At 51.6% G+C, this 16,343-nt stretch carries 17 protein-coding genes; 10 read left to right on the top strand and 7 right to left on the bottom strand.

Annotated elements, in window-relative coordinates:
* Positions 1–199: 199 nt before the first annotated feature.
* Positions 200–1,078 (top strand): radical SAM protein, encoded by an 879-nt coding sequence (locus CX651_RS11990; protein WP_101056238.1) that lies wholly within the window; start codon positions 200–202, stop codon positions 1,076–1,078.
* Here CX651_RS11990 and CX651_RS11995 read toward each other — a convergent pair whose 3' ends face one another.
* A complete protein-coding gene (locus CX651_RS11995) occupies positions 1,079–1,924 on the bottom strand; it encodes a mechanosensitive ion channel family protein (protein ID WP_101056239.1) in 846 nt (281 codons plus the stop codon).
* 123 nt (positions 1,925–2,047) lie between these two features.
* Between CX651_RS11995 and CX651_RS12000 the strand changes: the two genes are divergently transcribed.
* Positions 2,048–2,539, top strand: coding sequence for a hypothetical protein (locus CX651_RS12000; RefSeq protein WP_101056240.1), 492 nt, complete (start codon positions 2,048–2,050; stop codon positions 2,537–2,539).
* A gap of 19 nt (positions 2,540–2,558) precedes the next feature.
* Here CX651_RS12000 and ygiD read toward each other — a convergent pair whose 3' ends face one another.
* A complete protein-coding gene (gene ygiD / locus CX651_RS12005) occupies positions 2,559–3,338 on the bottom strand; it encodes a 4,5-DOPA-extradiol-dioxygenase (protein WP_101056241.1) in 780 nt (259 codons plus the stop codon).
* A gap of 411 nt (positions 3,339–3,749) precedes the next feature.
* On the opposite strand from ygiD, the gene CX651_RS12010 reads away from it, so the two are divergent.
* On the top strand, positions 3,750–4,925 hold the full coding sequence (locus CX651_RS12010) for a type III PLP-dependent enzyme (RefSeq protein WP_101056242.1): 1,176 nt from the start codon (positions 3,750–3,752) through the stop codon (positions 4,923–4,925).
* Between the two features lie 73 nt (positions 4,926–4,998).
* On the opposite strand, the gene CX651_RS12015 is transcribed toward CX651_RS12010, so the two are convergent.
* A complete protein-coding gene (locus tag CX651_RS12015) occupies positions 4,999–5,211 on the bottom strand; it encodes a YdcH family protein (protein WP_101056243.1) in 213 nt (70 codons plus the stop codon).
* Between the two features lie 307 nt (positions 5,212–5,518).
* Between CX651_RS12015 and udp the strand changes: the two genes are divergently transcribed.
* Entirely contained in the window at positions 5,519–6,277 is a 759-nt protein-coding gene (gene udp / locus CX651_RS12020; RefSeq protein ID WP_101056244.1) for a uridine phosphorylase, read from the top strand.
* Positions 6,278–6,340: 63 nt separating this feature from the next.
* On the opposite strand, the gene CX651_RS12025 is transcribed toward udp, so the two are convergent.
* On the bottom strand, positions 6,341–7,093 hold the full coding sequence (locus tag CX651_RS12025) for an outer membrane protein OmpK (protein WP_101056245.1): 753 nt from the start codon (positions 7,091–7,093) through the stop codon (positions 6,341–6,343).
* A gap of 411 nt (positions 7,094–7,504) precedes the next feature.
* Between CX651_RS12025 and CX651_RS12030 the strand changes: the two genes are divergently transcribed.
* The 4 genes from CX651_RS12030 (at position 7,505) to CX651_RS12045 (ending at position 10,824) form a co-directional block, all read left to right on the top strand.
* Positions 7,505–7,966: an NfeD family protein gene (locus tag CX651_RS12030; protein ID WP_101056246.1), complete on the top strand. Its 462-nt coding sequence runs from the start codon at positions 7,505–7,507 to the stop codon at positions 7,964–7,966.
* Between the two features lie 22 nt (positions 7,967–7,988).
* Positions 7,989–8,915 carry an SPFH domain-containing protein gene (locus tag CX651_RS12035; protein ID WP_101056247.1) on the top strand — a complete coding sequence of 309 codons (927 nt, stop codon included), beginning with the start codon at positions 7,989–7,991 and terminating at the stop codon, positions 8,913–8,915.
* Complete coding sequence (locus CX651_RS12040) at positions 8,912–9,868, top strand: SPFH domain-containing protein (protein ID WP_101056248.1); 957 nt, start codon at positions 8,912–8,914, stop codon at positions 9,866–9,868. The genes CX651_RS12035 and CX651_RS12040 overlap by 4 nt, the downstream gene beginning before the upstream one ends.
* 425 nt (positions 9,869–10,293) lie before the next feature.
* Positions 10,294–10,824, top strand: coding sequence for a PH domain-containing protein (locus CX651_RS12045; RefSeq protein ID WP_101056249.1), 531 nt, complete (start codon positions 10,294–10,296; stop codon positions 10,822–10,824).
* 54 nt (positions 10,825–10,878) lie between these two features.
* Here the strand turns inward: CX651_RS12045 and rarD are convergent, their stop codons facing one another.
* Together rarD and CX651_RS12055 are read right to left on the bottom strand one after the other, a co-directional pair.
* A complete protein-coding gene (gene rarD, locus CX651_RS12050) occupies positions 10,879–11,763 on the bottom strand; it encodes an EamA family transporter RarD (protein ID WP_101056250.1) in 885 nt (294 codons plus the stop codon).
* Between the two features lie 106 nt (positions 11,764–11,869).
* Positions 11,870–12,334, bottom strand: coding sequence for a thioesterase family protein (locus CX651_RS12055; RefSeq protein WP_044733531.1), 465 nt, complete (start codon positions 12,332–12,334; stop codon positions 11,870–11,872).
* Between the two features lie 204 nt (positions 12,335–12,538).
* Between CX651_RS12055 and recQ the strand changes: the two genes are divergently transcribed.
* Positions 12,539–14,326 carry a DNA helicase RecQ gene (gene recQ, locus CX651_RS12060; RefSeq protein WP_373296844.1) on the top strand — a complete coding sequence of 596 codons (1,788 nt, stop codon included), beginning with the start codon at positions 12,539–12,541 and terminating at the stop codon, positions 14,324–14,326.
* Here recQ and CX651_RS12065 read toward each other — a convergent pair.
* Positions 14,308–16,071, bottom strand: a complete 1,764-nt coding sequence (locus CX651_RS12065; RefSeq protein ID WP_101056252.1) for a diguanylate cyclase domain-containing protein — start codon at positions 16,069–16,071, stop codon at positions 14,308–14,310. The genes recQ and CX651_RS12065 overlap by 19 nt on opposite strands.
* A gap of 20 nt (positions 16,072–16,091) precedes the next feature.
* Here CX651_RS12065 and CX651_RS12070 point away from each other — a divergent pair, with 20 nt between their 5' ends.
* Positions 16,092–16,295 carry a hypothetical protein gene (locus tag CX651_RS12070; protein WP_146144605.1) on the top strand — a complete coding sequence of 68 codons (204 nt, stop codon included), beginning with the start codon at positions 16,092–16,094 and terminating at the stop codon, positions 16,293–16,295.
* The last annotated feature ends 48 nt before the right edge of the window (positions 16,296–16,343 follow it).

Raw genomic sequence — 16,343 nt, forward strand, 5'->3', positions numbered from 1 at the left:
CCCAGGTTGGCACTCGCTGACCATAAGGCGCTGCAGTTGTTACGTATTTGGCTAATGTAACAGGCTTACATGGCTTAAAACATGATTTTGTGCAAAAAACAGACTAATTTAGCACTTCAGTGTTAGCCCCAAAGTTTAAGCCCGGTCGTTACCGGAACATAAAGGGGTGATAGTGATTGGGTCATCAAGGAGGATCCGCATGTTGTCATATATTGAACCTGTGTTCCGGCCGCCATCGGAATGGAAATCTCTCATACTGCAGGTAACCAATGGTTGCAGCTGGAACCGCTGCGCCTTTTGTGACATGTATACCCAGGAGCAAAAGCGCTTCAGAGCGTTTAAGTTGGAAAAGGTGGAGCAAGATCTGCGACGGGTTGCAGCTTCCGGAGTTGAGGTGAGCCGGGTGTTTTTGGCCGATGGTGATGCCATGACTTTGCCTTTTGCCAGGCTGGAACAGATTTGTGAGCTGATTCATCGCTACTTGCCCAATGTCAGTCGTATCAGCAGCTATTGCCTGCCACGCAACTTAGGCAATAAGAGTGTGGAGCAGCTACAGCGGCTGCGGCAACTCAAGTTATCCTTGCTGTATGTCGGTTGTGAGAGTGGTGATGACCAGGTGCTGGCCCGTATTGGCAAGGGAGAGAGTTACGCCTCCTCGCTGGCAGCGCTGGAGAAAATTCGGGCTGCCGGAATAAAGTCATCTGTGATGATACTCAATGGTCTGGGTGGCGTGGACTTATCAAAGCAACACGCACTTAATTCAGCGCGGCTGATGAATGCGGCGCAGCCGGATTATCTCAGCACTCTGGTGGTAACTCTGCCACTTGGCCAGGAAAGAATGGATAGTGCGTTTGATGGCGACTTTCAAATGCCGGATCAAAGACAACTGTTGCAGGAGATGCGTTATTTACTGCAGGAGCTGGAGTTGGAGCAGACCATTTTCCGCTCGGATCATGCTTCCAACTATTTGGTGTTGAAAGGCGTACTAGGGCGAGACAAAGCCAGGTTGTTGGCAATGGTTGAGGAGGCGCTCGCAGGACGTTTCGCCCTGCGAGCCGAGTGGCAAAGAGGCTTGTGATCAGTCTTCTTGCCGCTCAGTGATCCTTATGTCCCGTGCCGGGCAAGGGATCTGGATCCCTGCTTGTTGCAGGCCTTGCCAGATTTGCAGATTTATTTGGTACTTATCCTGGAAATAGCTGGCAGTGGGAACCCAATAGCGCACACCTATATCTATGCCTGTGCTGTTGAAACCATTGATACCCACCTGTGATGGGGAGTTGGCATCGACACTGGGATGGCTGCCGAGTACCGCCTGAGCTATGGCTATCGCCTGCTGGGGATCGGCTTTATAGTCAATATTGAAGTGGGTTTCCACTAACTTGTTGGCAAAGGAGTTGTGCAGTATCTCGCCGATAATGTGTTTGTTGGGAATACTTATCTGCTCGCCTTCCTCGTTGGTCAGTATGGTCAGCCCCAGGCGAATATCTTTGACCAGGCCTGTGGTTCCCTTGACCGTGATGGTGTTACCCACGATAAAGGGACGGGTGACGATAATGGTCACCCCGGCTGCGTAGTTGGACAACATGCCCTGAATTGCTAAACCGGCGCCCAGTGAAGCGGCACCTATGGCTGCCACCATGGGAGTGACACTGATCCCCAGTTTACCCAAGGCAACGATGGCAATCATTATGATGATCAGTATCCGTACCAAATGAGTGACAAAGGTGGCCAGGGTGACATCGACATTGTGTTTTTCCAACTGACGGCCTACTGTGTTGGCCACTTTTGCAGCTAGCCACAACCCCAGTAGAAAGATGATCAGTGCACCCAGGAGTTGGAAGCTGTATTTCACCAAAAACTCGGTTATCAAATCATAAACATTTTGCAGCTGCGCCAACTCCAGCTCCAACCCGGTATTTTTCATTGCTTGGCTCCTTTCCTGAAATGCCGCAAGATATGGACACAATATTCCTGAGTCATGTCACTCACTTGTATTCAATAACAGGGTATTCTGCCTCTTTGTTGTGGCAAATTAAAAGGGAACTATATGAAGTCTTTTGCGTTTTTGTTTTCTCTGTGTCTGACCATGCTGGTCAGCCCTATGATCCAGGCTTCCGAATATACTGTGGGCGATAGATTGGCCCCCATTTCGCTGCAGGATCAGCATGAAGCCACCATGGTGTTGGACACTTCGGCAAAGTATCTGTTGTTTGGCCGCAGTATGAAAGGGGGTGAGATTATCAAAACTGCACTCGAAGGCCGTGATAATCAGGCGTTGCAACAGGCGGGTATCTTTTACCTGGCTGATATCAGCGGTATGCCATCCTTGATTGCCAAATTTGTTGCCATCCCACAGATGCGGGATCTGACTTTCAGTATTGCCCTGGACAAAGAGGGTGAGATCAGCAAATTACTGCCCGCCGCCAAGGATGCCGCCAGCCTGATCTCTCTGGATAAGTTGACCATCACCAAGCTGCAATATTTTGATGATGCCGAAGCTCTGAAGCAGGCTCTCAAAGAAGCCGGGCTGCAAGACTGAGCCCTTGGCAGCTCAAGTCTTAGCCGAGCTGCAGACTCAACATACTGATAGCCCCCATCTCCAGGCTGTTGTTGAACAGCAGCCTGTGCTCTCCCGGAAAGGCACTTCCCAACAAGTAAAACAGTGGCTGCAGATGCTCATCTGTTGGATGACACAGCTCGGCCGTGCCAGTATCGACCAAGGTTTTATAGTCCAGCAGCGCTGAGTATTCTTCTGCCATTAAGCTCTCGGTAACGGCCTGATTAAACCGGGTCGCCCAAGGCAATGGTGGGCTGCCTGGTGCCAAGGCGCGCAAATTGTGGACCACATTGCCAGACCCTATGATCAGTACGCCTTGCTCGCGCCAGCGCCTTAACTCGCGTCCCACCTGGAACTGTTGTTGCGGGCTGAGGTTTTGATCCAGACTCAGTTGAAATACCGGAATATCGGCCTCGGGGTAGAGGTGAACCAAGGCCGACCAACTGCCATGATCTAAGCCTTGCGAGTCGATACGAGCGACTGGAATGCTCAGACTGGCAGCAATCTGCTTCGCCAACTCCGGCGCGCCGACGGCCGGGTATTGCATGGCAAAGAGCTCGGCGGGAAAACCGCCGAAATCATGTATGGTTTGCGGCCGGCTTGCAGTGGAAATGGCTGTGCCCCGCGTCAGCCAATGGGCCGAAAGCAACAATATCGCTTTGGGCTTGGGGAGTGTTTGTCCCAGTTCTTGCCACTGCTTTGTGGTGGTGTTGTTTTGCAAGGCGTTCATCGGGCTGCCATGGCCCAGAAACAGCGCCGGCATTATCTGTGTTGCGGACATAGAGTCTCCAAATCAGCTGTAGGATGCCGTTCCTGACATATCTGCATTCAGCTTACCCGGATGCTCGATTGAAAATAATCGCAAAATACTCGCCATACCCTTCCATAAAATCGAATATCCCCTGCTCTCTTGCTTGCCGCTATGCTTTATCGTTTCCGGTAGCTGCTTACACCAAGCGCTCTCAAGCGAGCAGCAATTATGGTTTGTATTTGAGGGTGAAAGTAGTAATTGCATGATTATTAATGCTTTTATTTTATAGTTGTTAGGGTTTGAATTTTTGGAATAAAAAGTTGGTTTTAATGTATAAAAATTCATTGCGTGAGAGGCGGAAATAGCGTTTACTGCGCTGGATTTTAACCCGCTTCGGCGAGGCTGTTCGCCGCACTTGAATGTCGAGGAGACGCAGGGCCAATGAGCCAATTTCAATCTATTGATGTCGCTGATTACTATGACAATGAAACCTTTGAGCGTATCAAAGCTTTTGCCAGTGATAAGGTGACACCTTTTGTGGTGATAGATACCAAGATCATCGCGAAACAGTATGATGATATGGTGCAGAGCTTTCCCTTTGCCAGCGTTTATTATGCAGTTAAGGCCAACCCAGCACCCGAGATCCTCAGCTTGCTGCGTGATAAGGGAGCCAATTTTGATATAGCTTCCATCTTTGAGCTGGATATGGTGATGGAGTTGGGGGTTTCCCCTGAGCGGATAAGCTATGGCAATACCATTAAAAAACGCAAAGATGTCAGAGCCTTCTACCAGCGTGGCGTGACTATGTTTGCCTCCGACTCAGAGGCCGATCTGCGGATGATTGCCGAAGAAGCCCCTGGGGCCAAGGTCTATGTGCGGATCCTCACCGAAGGGACAGAAACCGCCGATTGGCCTTTGTCGCGTAAGTTCGGCTGCCAGAATGAGATGGCCTATGAGCTTTTGGTGCTGGCCAAGGAGTTGGGGTTAAAGCCCTATGGCTTGTCGTTCCACGTGGGCTCTCAGCAACGGGACATAGGAGCCTGGGATGCGGCAATCGGCAAAGTTAAGGTGATCTTTGACCGGCTCAAAGAGGAACACGGCATAGTGCTGGAGATGATCAATATGGGCGGCGGCTTTCCGGCCAACTATATCGACAAGACCAATAGTCTCACTACTTACGCCGAGCAGATCATTCACTTTCTCAAAGAGGATTTTGGTGAGCAGCTGCCCAAGATAGTGCTGGAACCTGGGCGCTCCTTGATTGCCAATGCCGGAGTGTTGGTCTCTGAGGTGGTATTGATCAGCCGTAAGTCCAATACGGCACTGGAGCGCTGGGTATTTACCGATGTCGGTAAGTTTTCCGGGCTGATTGAGACTATGGACGAAGCGATTAAGTTTCCGATTTACACTGAGGCTCAAGGGGAGCTGCAACCTTGCGTGATTGCCGGGCCTACCTGCGATAGCGCCGATATCATGTATGAACAGTACAGTTACGGTTTACCGGAGGAGCTAGCCATAGGTGACAGACTCTATTGGTTGACCACAGGCGCTTATACCACTACTTATTCGGCGGTGTGCTTCAATGGTTTTCCACCTTTGCAAGACTACTACTTGTAATCTTGGCGAAGAGTGAGGTTTTTGCTGAGATCGATTTAGACAGGGCGCCAATAGGCGCCCTGTCTGTTTTAGATTAACTGTTCGCCTTGAGGATGGCGAACACTTGTTCTTTCAACTCCAGTTTACGCTTTTTCATCTCTTTGACTTCTTGGGTAAATTCACTGGATAGTTGGCTTTCCTTATTCTTTATCTCTTTATCCAGCAGATTGTGTTCATCAAAAAGCTTCTGAAAATGGCTATCGCTGTTCTTGAGGCTGGTGATCAGATCGCGGTATTCCGGAAACATTGGCGCACTCCTGTTGGTTGGGGGATTAGTGTTAACCCTACTCTGTTTGAAATGACGAATTTGTGACCTTGGTCAACGGAAAGATTAACCGTTTGGTGGAGGTGAGTGGGGACTTTTACTGCTATGCTTTTGAACAAGTTGCAGTAAAAATAGTCAGACAATTGTGGCTAACTTGGTAACTCTGTTACGGCTTAATATTTAATTATTGCCGTAAAATCTGTGATCAAGTTAATCTTATCCGCTTCCATACTGGGATAGAGTCTCATTGAGATGAATTTTACAATCAAAATTGAAAGGGGTTTTCACTATGGCTGATGTATTTCACTTGGGTTTGACCAAGCAGATGTTGGATGGCGCCACACTGGCTATTGTGCCCGGCGATCCTGAACGAGTTAAACGTATCGCCGAACTGATGGATAAGCCGACTTTCCTGGCAAGCCATCGTGAATACACCAGCTATCTGGCTTATATTGATGGTAAGCCGGTAGTGATCTGCTCTACCGGTATTGGTGGTCCTTCGACTTCCATCGCTGTAGAAGAACTGGCGCAATTGGGAGTTGATACTTTCCTGCGTGTCGGTACTACAGGCGCAATTCAGCCTCATGTGAATGTGGGCGATGTGATAGTGACTCAAGCTTCAGTGCGCCTTGATGGTGCCAGCTTGCACTTTGCACCAATGGAGTTCCCTGCAGTAGCTAACTTCGAATGTACCACCGCCATGGTGGCCGCCTGCCGTGATGCCGGTATTGAACCGCATATTGGGGTTACTGCCTCATCTGACACCTTCTACCCGGGTCAGGAACGCTATGATACCGTCAGTGGCCGGGTAACCCGCCGTTTTGCCGGTTCAATGAAAGAGTGGCAGGAGATGGGGGTACTTAACTATGAAATGGAGTCCGCGACTCTATTCACCATGTGTGCTTCTCAAGGCTGGCGTGCCGCTTGTGTGGCCGGTGTGATAGTCAACCGTACCCAACAAGAGATCCCCAACGAGGCAACAATGAAGCAAACTGAAGTCAGTGCGGTTTCGATTGTGGTCAACGCCGCCAGAAAACTGCTGGCCTAGGCCTAATAGGTAAAAATGGAAAAGGCGCTCAACGAGCGCCTTTTTAATGAAGCATGATCCGGCTCAGAAATGGTACTGAGCTATTACCGAATAGGTGTTCTGGTCGACACCGTCTACACCATACTTGTTCTGCCAGTAATCATATTCAATACCCACCAAGAGTTTATCCTTTTTGGCTTCACCGAAGAGCGTGGCGCCCAGGTCATATTTTATCTGGGGGTTGATGTGGATATTTTCTTTGTAGCCGTCTTCATCGGCGGCGAATACCCAGTCAATAAAGCCGTCGAAAACAATCTTGCTGTTGCCCACGGGAATGTCCATACGGAACACCGGAGTCAATTGCCAGCCATCGCTGAGATTGGCGCTGTTTTGGGCGTCACGGCGATAGGTGTTGAGTTGGAAATAGGTGAAGTAGGGCAGTTTGAGATCCATACCTACACCATAGAGTAGCGTCTCAACCGGGCCTTCACCCTCTTCAAACGTCAGTGCCAGCGATAGATCGGTTACCGGACCGAAACCCACAGGTTTACCGAGAATTTTGCCGGCGCTGAAACGGGTGGAGATCTCACCATAAGTGGTGTTGTCTTTACCGCCATTGTGGCCGTTGAAATTGATAAAGTCCTGAAACACAAACCAGTCACCGTATTTCCAGCCGCCAGCGGTTTCCAGGGTAAAAGTGGTTTGTTTGTCGGATGGCGCCAGGTCATAGTCCTGGCCATAGAGTGCGGTTACATTGACATCCCACCATTGCACCAGTGGTTCGCTGAATGCTTGAGGTGAGAGCAACAAAGCTGCGCACAGGCAGATTTTTTTCATCTTAGAGTTTCCCTTTGGTAGAGTCAGAAGCGGTTTGCTGTTGTGCCGGCAGCTATCTGTTGACGAAATATTTCGTCAAGGCTGAATTCTGTGATTCGATTGCCGGTCAAAAAGCCATGGCAATATAGGGAAAAACCGCGTTGGACTCAAAGATTTTTTAACTGGCCGAAATACTTGTCGTTTAACGATGTTTTATATTTTATTCAATAGCTTAATTTGTATTTTAAGGGCTGTGGATTCGAGACGGGTTAACTGGTATGTAAAGAAAAGTTGAATTTTGTGAGCTGAAAGTCATTTGTGCGGCTCATTCAAGGCCGTTTCAATTGCTCAGTATGACATATTATGTCGCCAAGGTGCGTAACTACTGATATAGTGCTGAGAATGGATACTTGATTTCTGGGGGAGGGATATATGGCGTCTTCGGATCCCATGCTTTATTGGGCCTTAGTCGGTATAGTGCTGATGCTGGCCGAACTGATATTGCCTGGCGGGATAGTGGTATTTCTCGGTGCAGCCTGTCTGGTGGTCGCCGGGGCCATCTGGGTAGGGGTGGTTGAGGGCTTGGCACAAAGTCTGACCCTGTGGTTTATCTCCTCAATCGTTTTGCTGCTGAGCTTCAGGCAACTGACTCAACGCTTGGTGGGGGGCGACTCTCACGTTGGCAATACCGACGAAGAGCTGGATCTGTTTAATCTGCCGGCTCGGGTCAAGGAAACCATTGGACCGGGTGAAAAAACCGGTCGCGTCGAATTTCAGGGGGCAGATTGGCCTGCTCTGGGAGACGGCTCGGAGATCCCGGCCGGTACTCGGGTGAAGATCATCTGTCGCGACAATATTGCTCTGGTCGTAGAACCACTCGACGACTCTGAATAATCAATCAAGCAGGAAGGACTCTATGTTTGCATTTACCATTTTTATACTCTTTGTTCTGTTTATTCTCTATAAGCTGATGTTGATTGTGCCCATGCGTGAGGTGCATGTCATTGAGCGTTTGGGAAAATTCCGCACAGTGTTGCAGCCTGGTTTTCACTTTTTAATCCCCTTCTTCGATCGAGTGGCTTATCGGCACGATACCCGTGAGCAGGTGCTTGATGTACCGCCGCAGAGCTGTATTTCCAAGGATAATATCCAGCTGGAAGTCGACGGCCTGGTTTATCTCAAGGTGATGGACGGCAAGCTGGCAAGCTATGGTATTGAAGATTACCGTCTGGCGGCGGTAAATTTGGCACAAACCACAATGCGTTCCGAGATAGGTAAACTGAGTCTGAGCCAAACTTTCTCAGAGCGTGACGCGCTCAACGAGGCGATTGTTCGCGAAATCGACAAGGCGTCCGATCCCTGGGGGATCAAGATGCTCAGATATGAGATCAAAAATATCAGCCCATCCAGGCATGTGATCCACACCCTCGAGAAGCAGATGGAAGCCGAGCGCCGCAAGCGCGCTGAAATCACCCTGGCCAGCGCCGAGAAAGAGGCGATGATCAACCTGTCTCAGGGTGAGCGTCAGGAAGCGATTAACATCTCAGAGGGCCAGAAGCAGAAGCGCATTAACGAGGCTCAGGGTACGGCGCAGGAGATTGCGATTGTTGCCAACGCCCAGGCCGAGAGTATGGCCATGGTTGCCAAGGCGCTGGCGGTCAACGGTGGGAACGAGGCGATGAACATGCAGCTGAAAGAACAGTTTATCGAACAGGTCGGTGAGATATTGCAGAAGGCAGATATTTCTGTGGTTCCTACTGAACTGGCGAAGATGGAAGGTTTTTTCGAGGGTATTCAGCAAGTCAGCAATACAGCTGCCGGTAGCAAAGGAGCGCGCAAATGAATCTGGGACAGATAGATACCGACATGATAGTACTGGGGATCTGGGGGCTTATCTTCCTGGTCTTTATCATCAAGCTGTTTCAGTCGATTCGCTTGGTGCCAACCAAATCTGCCTACATTGTGGAGCGTTTGGGTAAATATCATATGACCCTGGATGCCGGCTTCCACGCTTTGTTGCCTTTTATCGATAAGGTCGCCTATATCCATGACCTGAAAGAAGAAACTATTGATGTGCCGCCTCAGGAGTGTTTCTCCAGCGATGAAGTGAATGTCGAAGTCGATGGGGTTATCTATATTTCTGTGGTGGATCCGGTCAAGGCCAGCTACGGGGTAACCGATTACCGTTATGCGGCTATTCAACTGGCGCAGACAACCACCCGCTCTGTGATAGGTACTCTGGAGCTGGATCGCACCTTTGAAGAGCGCGACTTGATTAGTGCCAAGGTGGTAGAGGTACTGGATCAGGCCGGCGCCTCCTGGGGTATTCGGGTGCATAGATATGAAATCAAGAATATTACGCCGCCGGAAACCGTGAAAAACGCTATGGAGATGCAGGTCAATGCCGAGCGTGAACGCCGGGCATTGTTGGCCAAGAGCGAAGGTGATAAGCAGAGCAAGATCAATCGTTCCGAGGGTTTGAAGCAGGAGATGATCAACCACTCAGAGGGTGAGATGCAACGCCGAATCAACGAGGCTGAAGGTAAGGCCGAGGAGATACTGGCGATTGCCCGCGCGACTGCAGGTTCGATAGAAAAGTTGGCCGAAGTGATCGCTGCGCCCGGTGGCAAAAACGCATTGCGGATGCAACTGGGTGAACAGTATCTGGCGCAGCTCAGCGGTCTGAGTAAGCCTGGCAGCAAGATAGTCCTGCCGGGGAATATGGTGGACTTTGAATCCTGGATGGCCTCAATTGGGTTGACGGAAGAGAATAATATCATTCCACCAAGGAGTTAATTTAATCCTCCAGGAATGAAAAGGTAGGGATGCGGCTAAGGATATAAATCGGCATTGTCCGGCGCCGTATCCGTCCCTGTTTGATTCGTCTTGCAGGTGCTTGTCAGCCTCGTGATTATTTACCAGATTGTTTAGTTCTAGGCTTTTGCTTGCGAGTCGAATGAGTGCCACAGTTTCCGTAGTGTAAACCTTCTCCAAAGTTGCTTGGTCATGGATTCTGTTTATATATCAATCCCCTGCATTTTAAAATCATCCACTCCTTCTTTGGATTAAAGTCTTGCAGACCACATTAAGGCTCTTCTCGGGTTTTGATTTCAGTTTTAGTCGAGCACGCTTTTTATTACTGTGAGATTTTATTTTTTGACATATTATGTCTCAGAAGCCTAAGCTAAGACCACTTATGCCTATCTGTTAAGGAGCTATAAATGAACAGTGGAAGTTACGAGTTGGCGCCATTGACCGGCGTCGCCAGCGGCAGTTTTATCGCCTTGATACTGATGTTGGCGGCCATCTTGCTGTTTATCCGCAGGCGAAAGATGCCGGCAACGGCCAAGAGCGCCGCCTCGGGTTTACTGTTGGTAACACTGGTGGGATCTGTATGGGTATTTTGGCAAGCGCAGGCATCCAAGGTGGAATTGACGGCTCAAAGCCTGGTGGTCGAGGTGCCTTTCTACGGCCAGAGCCTGGCTCCAGAGCATCTTCGTGTCTCAGAGGCGAAAGTGATTAGTCTCGGCGATGCCAGTGGCCCCAGGCTTGGCATGCGTACTCAGGGCATAGGCCTGCCCGGTTACACCCTGGGGTGGTATCGGCTCAACGATGGCAGCAAAGCGTTTGTGGCTCTGACGGAAACAGATAGCGTTTTGTTATTGCCGACCGACCTTGGTTACAGCCTGCTGCTGAGTATGCCTGAAGCGGAGAGTTTGCTTAAGGGACTGGGGCAGAACCTGCCGGGATAAATGTTGAATATTGTTTAACCGGCCCGGAAACTCCATCCGGGCCGGTTGTGTTTGTTACCTGCGAGAGCGTTTTCGCAGCATATCCAAAGTAAATACCACCAGGGCGGCCCAGATAAAGCCGAAGGTAATACTCTTTTCGATATCGAAGGGTTCATCGAACAGGGTCACCGCCATGATAAACATGATGCTTGGGCCTATGTACTGGAAGAAGCCCAGCATGATCAGCGGGATCCGCACTGCTGCACCGGCAAAGCACAGCAAGGGGATGGTGGTGATGATACCGGCGGCCATCAGCAGCAGGTTGAGATCCCAACTGTTGCTGAGCATATTGGCGCCGGCTTCACCGCCGCCCAGCAGTAAAAAGCCCAATGCTGCCGGCATTAACACCGCGGTTTCGACCAAAAGGCCTGTCTTGGCGTCGACATTGACCTTTTTGCGCAGTAGGGCGTAGAAACCGAAGGAGGCTGCGAGCCCCAGGGATACCAGCGGAATCGAGCCGAAAGAAACCAGTTGGATCACCACCCCGGCAGCAGCAAGCGTTACCGCCACCCATTGCAGTCTCCCGAGCCGCTCCCCCAGAAACAGCATACCGAGCAACACATTGAACAACGGGTTGATAAAGTAGCCCAGGCTGGCATCCAGCATATGATCATTGTTGACCGCCCAGATAAACAGCAGCCAGTTGCCGGCGATAAGAATCGAAGTCAGCAGCAGTACCGCCAACTGTTTCGGGCGCTTGAGCAACAGCCTGAGCTGCCCGAAACCACCGATAAACTGCATCAGGATCCCCATAAAGACGAAGGACCAGATGATGCGGTGCAGCAGGATCTCGGGGGCCGAGACATGATGCAACAACTTGAAGTACAGCGGCGCAAAGCCCCAAAAAATATAGGCGCAAAGGGCGAGAATGACCCCCTTGCGGTATTCGGTTTCAGGCATAGGTACTACACAATGACGAAAAGGAGAGAAGGGCGATTGTAGGGGGCAAAGCCCCTCGGCTCAAGTTATCGACAACAGATTCAGTGTTTGAGTTTTAAACAGCCTCTCAGCCGACCATGTAAGTCCCTGTACCAAAAGCGATATGGCTGCCTTTTTCATTATGCAGCTCCATTCGACAGACAGAGACCCTGTTGCCGGCGCGGATCACTGTACCTGTGCCGCTGAAGACTTCTCCCCAGCCGGGGCGCAGATAGTCGACCCTGAGATCTATGGTGCTCAGGGTTTGCAGTCGCTGTTGCAACTGCTCCACTGTCCAGTTGTCGCGACTGATAACTAAGCCGGAAAATGCCGTCAGGCCGCCAACCACATCCAGCACAGTTGCGGTAACCCCGCCATGGAGTATTTTTTGATGTATGTTGCCGATTAGCTCCGGCTTCATTTTGATCTCCACTTCGACACCAGAGGCGTCGTATCGGCGGATCCCAAGGCCGAGAAGATTGTGAAAAGGCACATGTTTATCAAATACTTCTGCTACCTTGGCGAGTACCTCGGCTTGAATGTCCTGGCTCATAGGGCTTCCTGCTGTTGTTGTTTTTTAGAGCAATCAATCTAACGCTAATATGGCCGTTTGCCTAGTCCGGGCGGAAAAATCCCCTCTTGGCTGGCACTCTGGTGTTGGCTTCATTTAGAATAGCGGCCTCTTCTTTGGACACAGACAGTCATGGATCAGCCGCTGAATATCGCTCCCGAGAGCCTAAATCATCCCCAAGACCCTATGCAGCAAGCCTTGCAGCAGGTGTTCGGCTACCGCACTTTCCGTGAAGGGCAGCGCCAGGTGATTGAACGTGTGATGGCCGGGGAAGACTGCATGGTGATCATGCCCACCGGCGGCGGCAAGAGTCTGTGTTACCAACTGCCGGCATTGTTAATGCCAGGGCTGACTCTGGTGGTTTCGCCGCTGATCTCCCTGATGAAAGATCAGGTCGACAGCCTGCTGCAGACCGGGGTCAATGCCGCTTATCTCAACTCATCCCAGCCCAGGGAGCAGAGCTTCAAGGTGCTGCGCCAGTTGCATCAGGGGGAGATCCGCCTGTTGTATGTCTCGCCGGAGCGCTTGCTGCAGCATGAGTTTATTGAGCGGCTGCAATCCCTGCCGCTGTCGATGTTTGCCGTGGATGAGGCGCACTGTATCAGCCAGTGGGGCCATGATTTTCGCCCCGAATATGCCCAGCTTGGCCGCCTGAAACAGCTGTTTCCCGGCGTGCCTGTGATGGCGCTGACCGCCACCGCCGATAAGGCGACCCGGGATGATATCTGCCAGCGGCTCAATATCGCCCCTTATGTGCTTCTTTCCAGCTTTGATAGACCGAATATTCGCTATACTGTGGCGGAAAAGCTCAATGCTGCCAATCAATTGCGTCAGTTTATTGCCGCGCAGAACGGCGCCGCCGGGATTGTTTATTGCTCCAGCCGCCGCCGGGTCGATGAAGTGGCCGAAAGGCTGCGGCTACAGGGCTATGCAGCCGAAGGCTATCATGCCGGTATGAGCGGCGACGAGCGTGCCAGTGTCCAGGACAGATTTCTCAAGGAACAGTTGGATATAGTGGTGGCCACGGTCGCCTTCGGCATGGGGATCAACAAGTCCAACGTGCGTTTTGTGGTGCATTACGATCTGCCCAAGAGCATAGAGGCCTATTATCAGGAAACCGGCCGCGCCGGGCGAGATGGTCTCGAGGCCGAAGCCTTTATGCTGTTCGAGCCCGCCGATATCGGCCGGGTGCGCCACCTGATTGAGCAGGGTGAACCCGGGCCGCAGCAACAGGTGGAACTGCATAAACTCAATACCATGGCGGCCTTTGCCGAGGCTCAGACCTGCCGCCGCCAGGTGTTGCTGCACTACTTCGATGAACCGGCGCTGGAGCCCTGCGGCAACTGTGACATCTGCCTGGATCCGCCGAAACGCTACAACGGCACCGAGGATGCACAGAAGGTGCTGTCCTGTATATATCGCTTGGGGCAGAGGTTTGGCATGAACCAGCTGATTGAGGTGCTCAGAGGTTCCAAATCGGCCGCCGTGGTCGACCGGGGGCACGACAAGTTATCCACCTGGGGTGTCGGCAAAGACAAGAGCCATGAACACTGGCTCAGTGTGACCAGACAGCTTATCCATTTGGGGCTGGCGAGCCAGGATATTACCCGCGGCTCGAGTATTCGCCTGAATCCGGCCGCCAGGCCTGTGCTCAGGGGCGAAGTCGCACTGATGTTGGCCGAACCTAGAATTGACTTGCATGTTACCCGCAGGCGCAACGTCAGCAGCAAGGCGCCACTCAACTACGATCGCAAGCTGTTTGCCCGCCTCAAGCAGTTAAGGCGCAGCATAGCGGAAGAGCAGGACGTTCCGCCCTATCTGGTATTCAACGATGCAACCCTGGCGGAAATGGCGGCGATTTTGCCTACCAGCCAGGGTGAGATGTTGGCGGTCAATGGTGTTGGTGAGCGCAAACTGGCCCGCTTTGGCGATCAGTTCCTCGACGAGATAGAGGCTTATCTCGCCGGTGACTGATGTTGCTCGGCGGCTTTCTGCTGACTGAGTTGGTTGACGCCGGCACGTTTCACCAGGCTATCCAGGGTATCGGGCTGCTGCAGCGTCGCGACTCCAATAGGTATACAGTGATCTACTTGCCAGCTCTGCACTATCGGCTTGAGTTGCTCGCTGACCTGCAAGGCGCCCTGGACCGAGGTGTAGGGCAGCAGGATCACCATCTCATCCATACTGTAGCGCAGCAGTCTGTCTTGCTCTCTGAGTTTCTGTTCCAGCGCCCGCTGCAGGGCGGAAAGATCCACCTGACGTATATGGCTGGTACTCAGCAATAACAGGCTCAAGGGGTAGTTGCCCTTCTTGGCACTGCTGAGCATGGCATCCAGCTGCTGGGCCGCAGGCAGTTTTTCCAGTGCCTCGGTACTCGGTTGTTGCCAGCGGTTACGGCGACTGACCAACCAGATCAGCGCACCTATGATGGCGAGTGCCAGTACAGAGATGGCGCCGTAAGCCTGGCTCAGTTTGGAGCGCTGATCGGCACTGGCAAGACGAATGTTCTGCTGGGTTTCTACCTGCAACTGTTCCTGCTGGCTGAGCTTGGCCTTGTATTGCATAAAGCGGGTATTGTTGAGCTGCTTTTGGGCCTCGGCTGCGGCCTGGGCCGCCAGTTTCATCGCCTCGTATGCCGGTTTGAACTCTGCTCTTTCGGCGTAATAGTCACTGATAAGCTGTTGGGTATAGGCCACTTCATCGGCCAGTTGCAGCTGCTCGGCCTGCTGCGCCGCCTGCATCAGCAGCCTTATGCCTTCATCGTCGTTGCGCTGGGCGAGACGTACCCTGGCCAATAGCCGGGTAGCACGCATATAGTTGTTTACTTTGCCTTGTTTTTCATAGGTCTGCAGGGCAATACCCACTAACTCATCGGCAATCTCGGTTCTGCCCCTGGCGAGTTCTATCACGGCTATCTGGCTGTAACTGTTGGCAAGCTCCAGCGGTGAGCCTATCTCGGGCAGCAGAATTTTGGACTGTTTCAGCAGGCTGTCGGCTTGGGCCATATTCTCTTGCGCCAGCGCGACTCTGGCGGCCATCAATAACAGCACATGGCGCACCTTGCCTTTGGCTTCATCTGTGTCCAGTGCCAACTTGAGATAATAGGCCGCTTGGCGCAGGTCACCGGTGGAATACATCAGGCTGGCCATGTCGCCGTAAACATAGGCCAGAGGTGGCCATAGCCAGGACGGATTTTGACTGCTGATATCCGGGTAGATGTCCAGCGCCAGGCGCAGATCTTCAATGGCGGTGCCATAGTTGCCAAGGTCGTTTTCCAGCTGGCCCTTGAGTCTCAGGGCGTTGACCAGAGCCTGGGGTTGATTGTGGCGTTTGGCCTGCTCAATGGCGCCATCGAGTAACAGCAGTGATTGCTTCAGATCATCGAAATTGGCATAGGCATCGGCGCGGCAAATTTGAAAATAACTGTCTGCCTGTTCCAGCCTGAGTTGCTTGGCTCTGGCTTCTCCCAGTTCGGCTAGATTGATGGCGGCGCCGTTGTCTCCTAATTGCAGGAGTGCTTCACATTTAAATAATTGTAATCTCAGCACTTGGGCCTGGCTCAACTCTGAGGTCTGACGCTCAAGCTCGTTGATTTGGGTCAGCGCCAGCGTAGGATATTGATAGAGGGTGTTGGCCAGAGTGTCCAACCGCTCCGCGGCCCAAAGCACACAAGAAAATGACCACAGGAGCAAGCTCAGTGCCAAGAGGCGAAAATCCATTTTTTCTCCGCTGAGTGAAGGTGAGTTTTGCCGGGCGAAACCGTGTTGGGATAATAACTATTTTTTATCATTTTTGGCACAAAAATGATGCTATCGGCAAGATTTTATTCATCTATTTAGCTTTGGATCACCAAGGCTTGAATGGTGCAAATCAGCACTTTAAGCCGAAATTTTCAACTGATGCTGAGAAATATAGGCTTGACAGCGAGCAAGGAGGCAGTTAATTATTGAACTTCTTGAACCCGGTGGGAAGAATATAAACCCACTTTAAA

Source organism: Shewanella chilikensis (genome assembly GCF_002836945.1).
GTDB classification, from domain to species: domain Bacteria; phylum Pseudomonadota; class Gammaproteobacteria; order Enterobacterales; family Shewanellaceae; genus Shewanella; species Shewanella chilikensis.

Excerpts from the sequence above, each read along its gene's own strand:
- CX651_RS12040 (WP_101056248.1), top strand. The coding sequence starts at position 8,912 with ATGAATCTGGGACAGATAGATACCGACATGATAGTACTGGGGATCTGG.
- CX651_RS11995 (WP_101056239.1), bottom strand. The coding sequence starts at position 1,924 with ATGAAAAATACCGGGTTGGAGCTGGAGTTGGCGCAGCTGCAAAATGTT.
- CX651_RS12035 (WP_101056247.1), top strand. The coding sequence starts at position 7,989 with ATGTTTGCATTTACCATTTTTATACTCTTTGTTCTGTTTATTCTCTAT.
- CX651_RS12045 (WP_101056249.1), top strand. The coding sequence starts at position 10,294 with ATGAACAGTGGAAGTTACGAGTTGGCGCCATTGACCGGCGTCGCCAGC.
- CX651_RS12030 (WP_101056246.1), top strand. The coding sequence starts at position 7,505 with ATGGCGTCTTCGGATCCCATGCTTTATTGGGCCTTAGTCGGTATAGTG.
- CX651_RS11990 (WP_101056238.1), top strand. The coding sequence starts at position 200 with ATGTTGTCATATATTGAACCTGTGTTCCGGCCGCCATCGGAATGGAAA.
- CX651_RS12000 (WP_101056240.1), top strand. The coding sequence starts at position 2,048 with ATGAAGTCTTTTGCGTTTTTGTTTTCTCTGTGTCTGACCATGCTGGTC.
- udp (WP_101056244.1), top strand. The coding sequence starts at position 5,519 with ATGGCTGATGTATTTCACTTGGGTTTGACCAAGCAGATGTTGGATGGC.
- recQ (WP_373296844.1), top strand. The coding sequence starts at position 12,539 with ATGCAGCAAGCCTTGCAGCAGGTGTTCGGCTACCGCACTTTCCGTGAA.
- rarD (WP_101056250.1), bottom strand. The coding sequence starts at position 11,763 with ATGCCTGAAACCGAATACCGCAAGGGGGTCATTCTCGCCCTTTGCGCC.
- ygiD (WP_101056241.1), bottom strand. The coding sequence starts at position 3,338 with ATGTCCGCAACACAGATAATGCCGGCGCTGTTTCTGGGCCATGGCAGC.
- CX651_RS12010 (WP_101056242.1), top strand. The coding sequence starts at position 3,750 with ATGAGCCAATTTCAATCTATTGATGTCGCTGATTACTATGACAATGAA.
- CX651_RS12015 (WP_101056243.1), bottom strand. The coding sequence starts at position 5,211 with ATGTTTCCGGAATACCGCGATCTGATCACCAGCCTCAAGAACAGCGAT.
- CX651_RS12055 (WP_044733531.1), bottom strand. The coding sequence starts at position 12,334 with ATGAGCCAGGACATTCAAGCCGAGGTACTCGCCAAGGTAGCAGAAGTA.
- CX651_RS12065 (WP_101056252.1), bottom strand. The coding sequence starts at position 16,071 with ATGGATTTTCGCCTCTTGGCACTGAGCTTGCTCCTGTGGTCATTTTCT.
- CX651_RS12025 (WP_101056245.1), bottom strand. The coding sequence starts at position 7,093 with ATGAAAAAAATCTGCCTGTGCGCAGCTTTGTTGCTCTCACCTCAAGCA.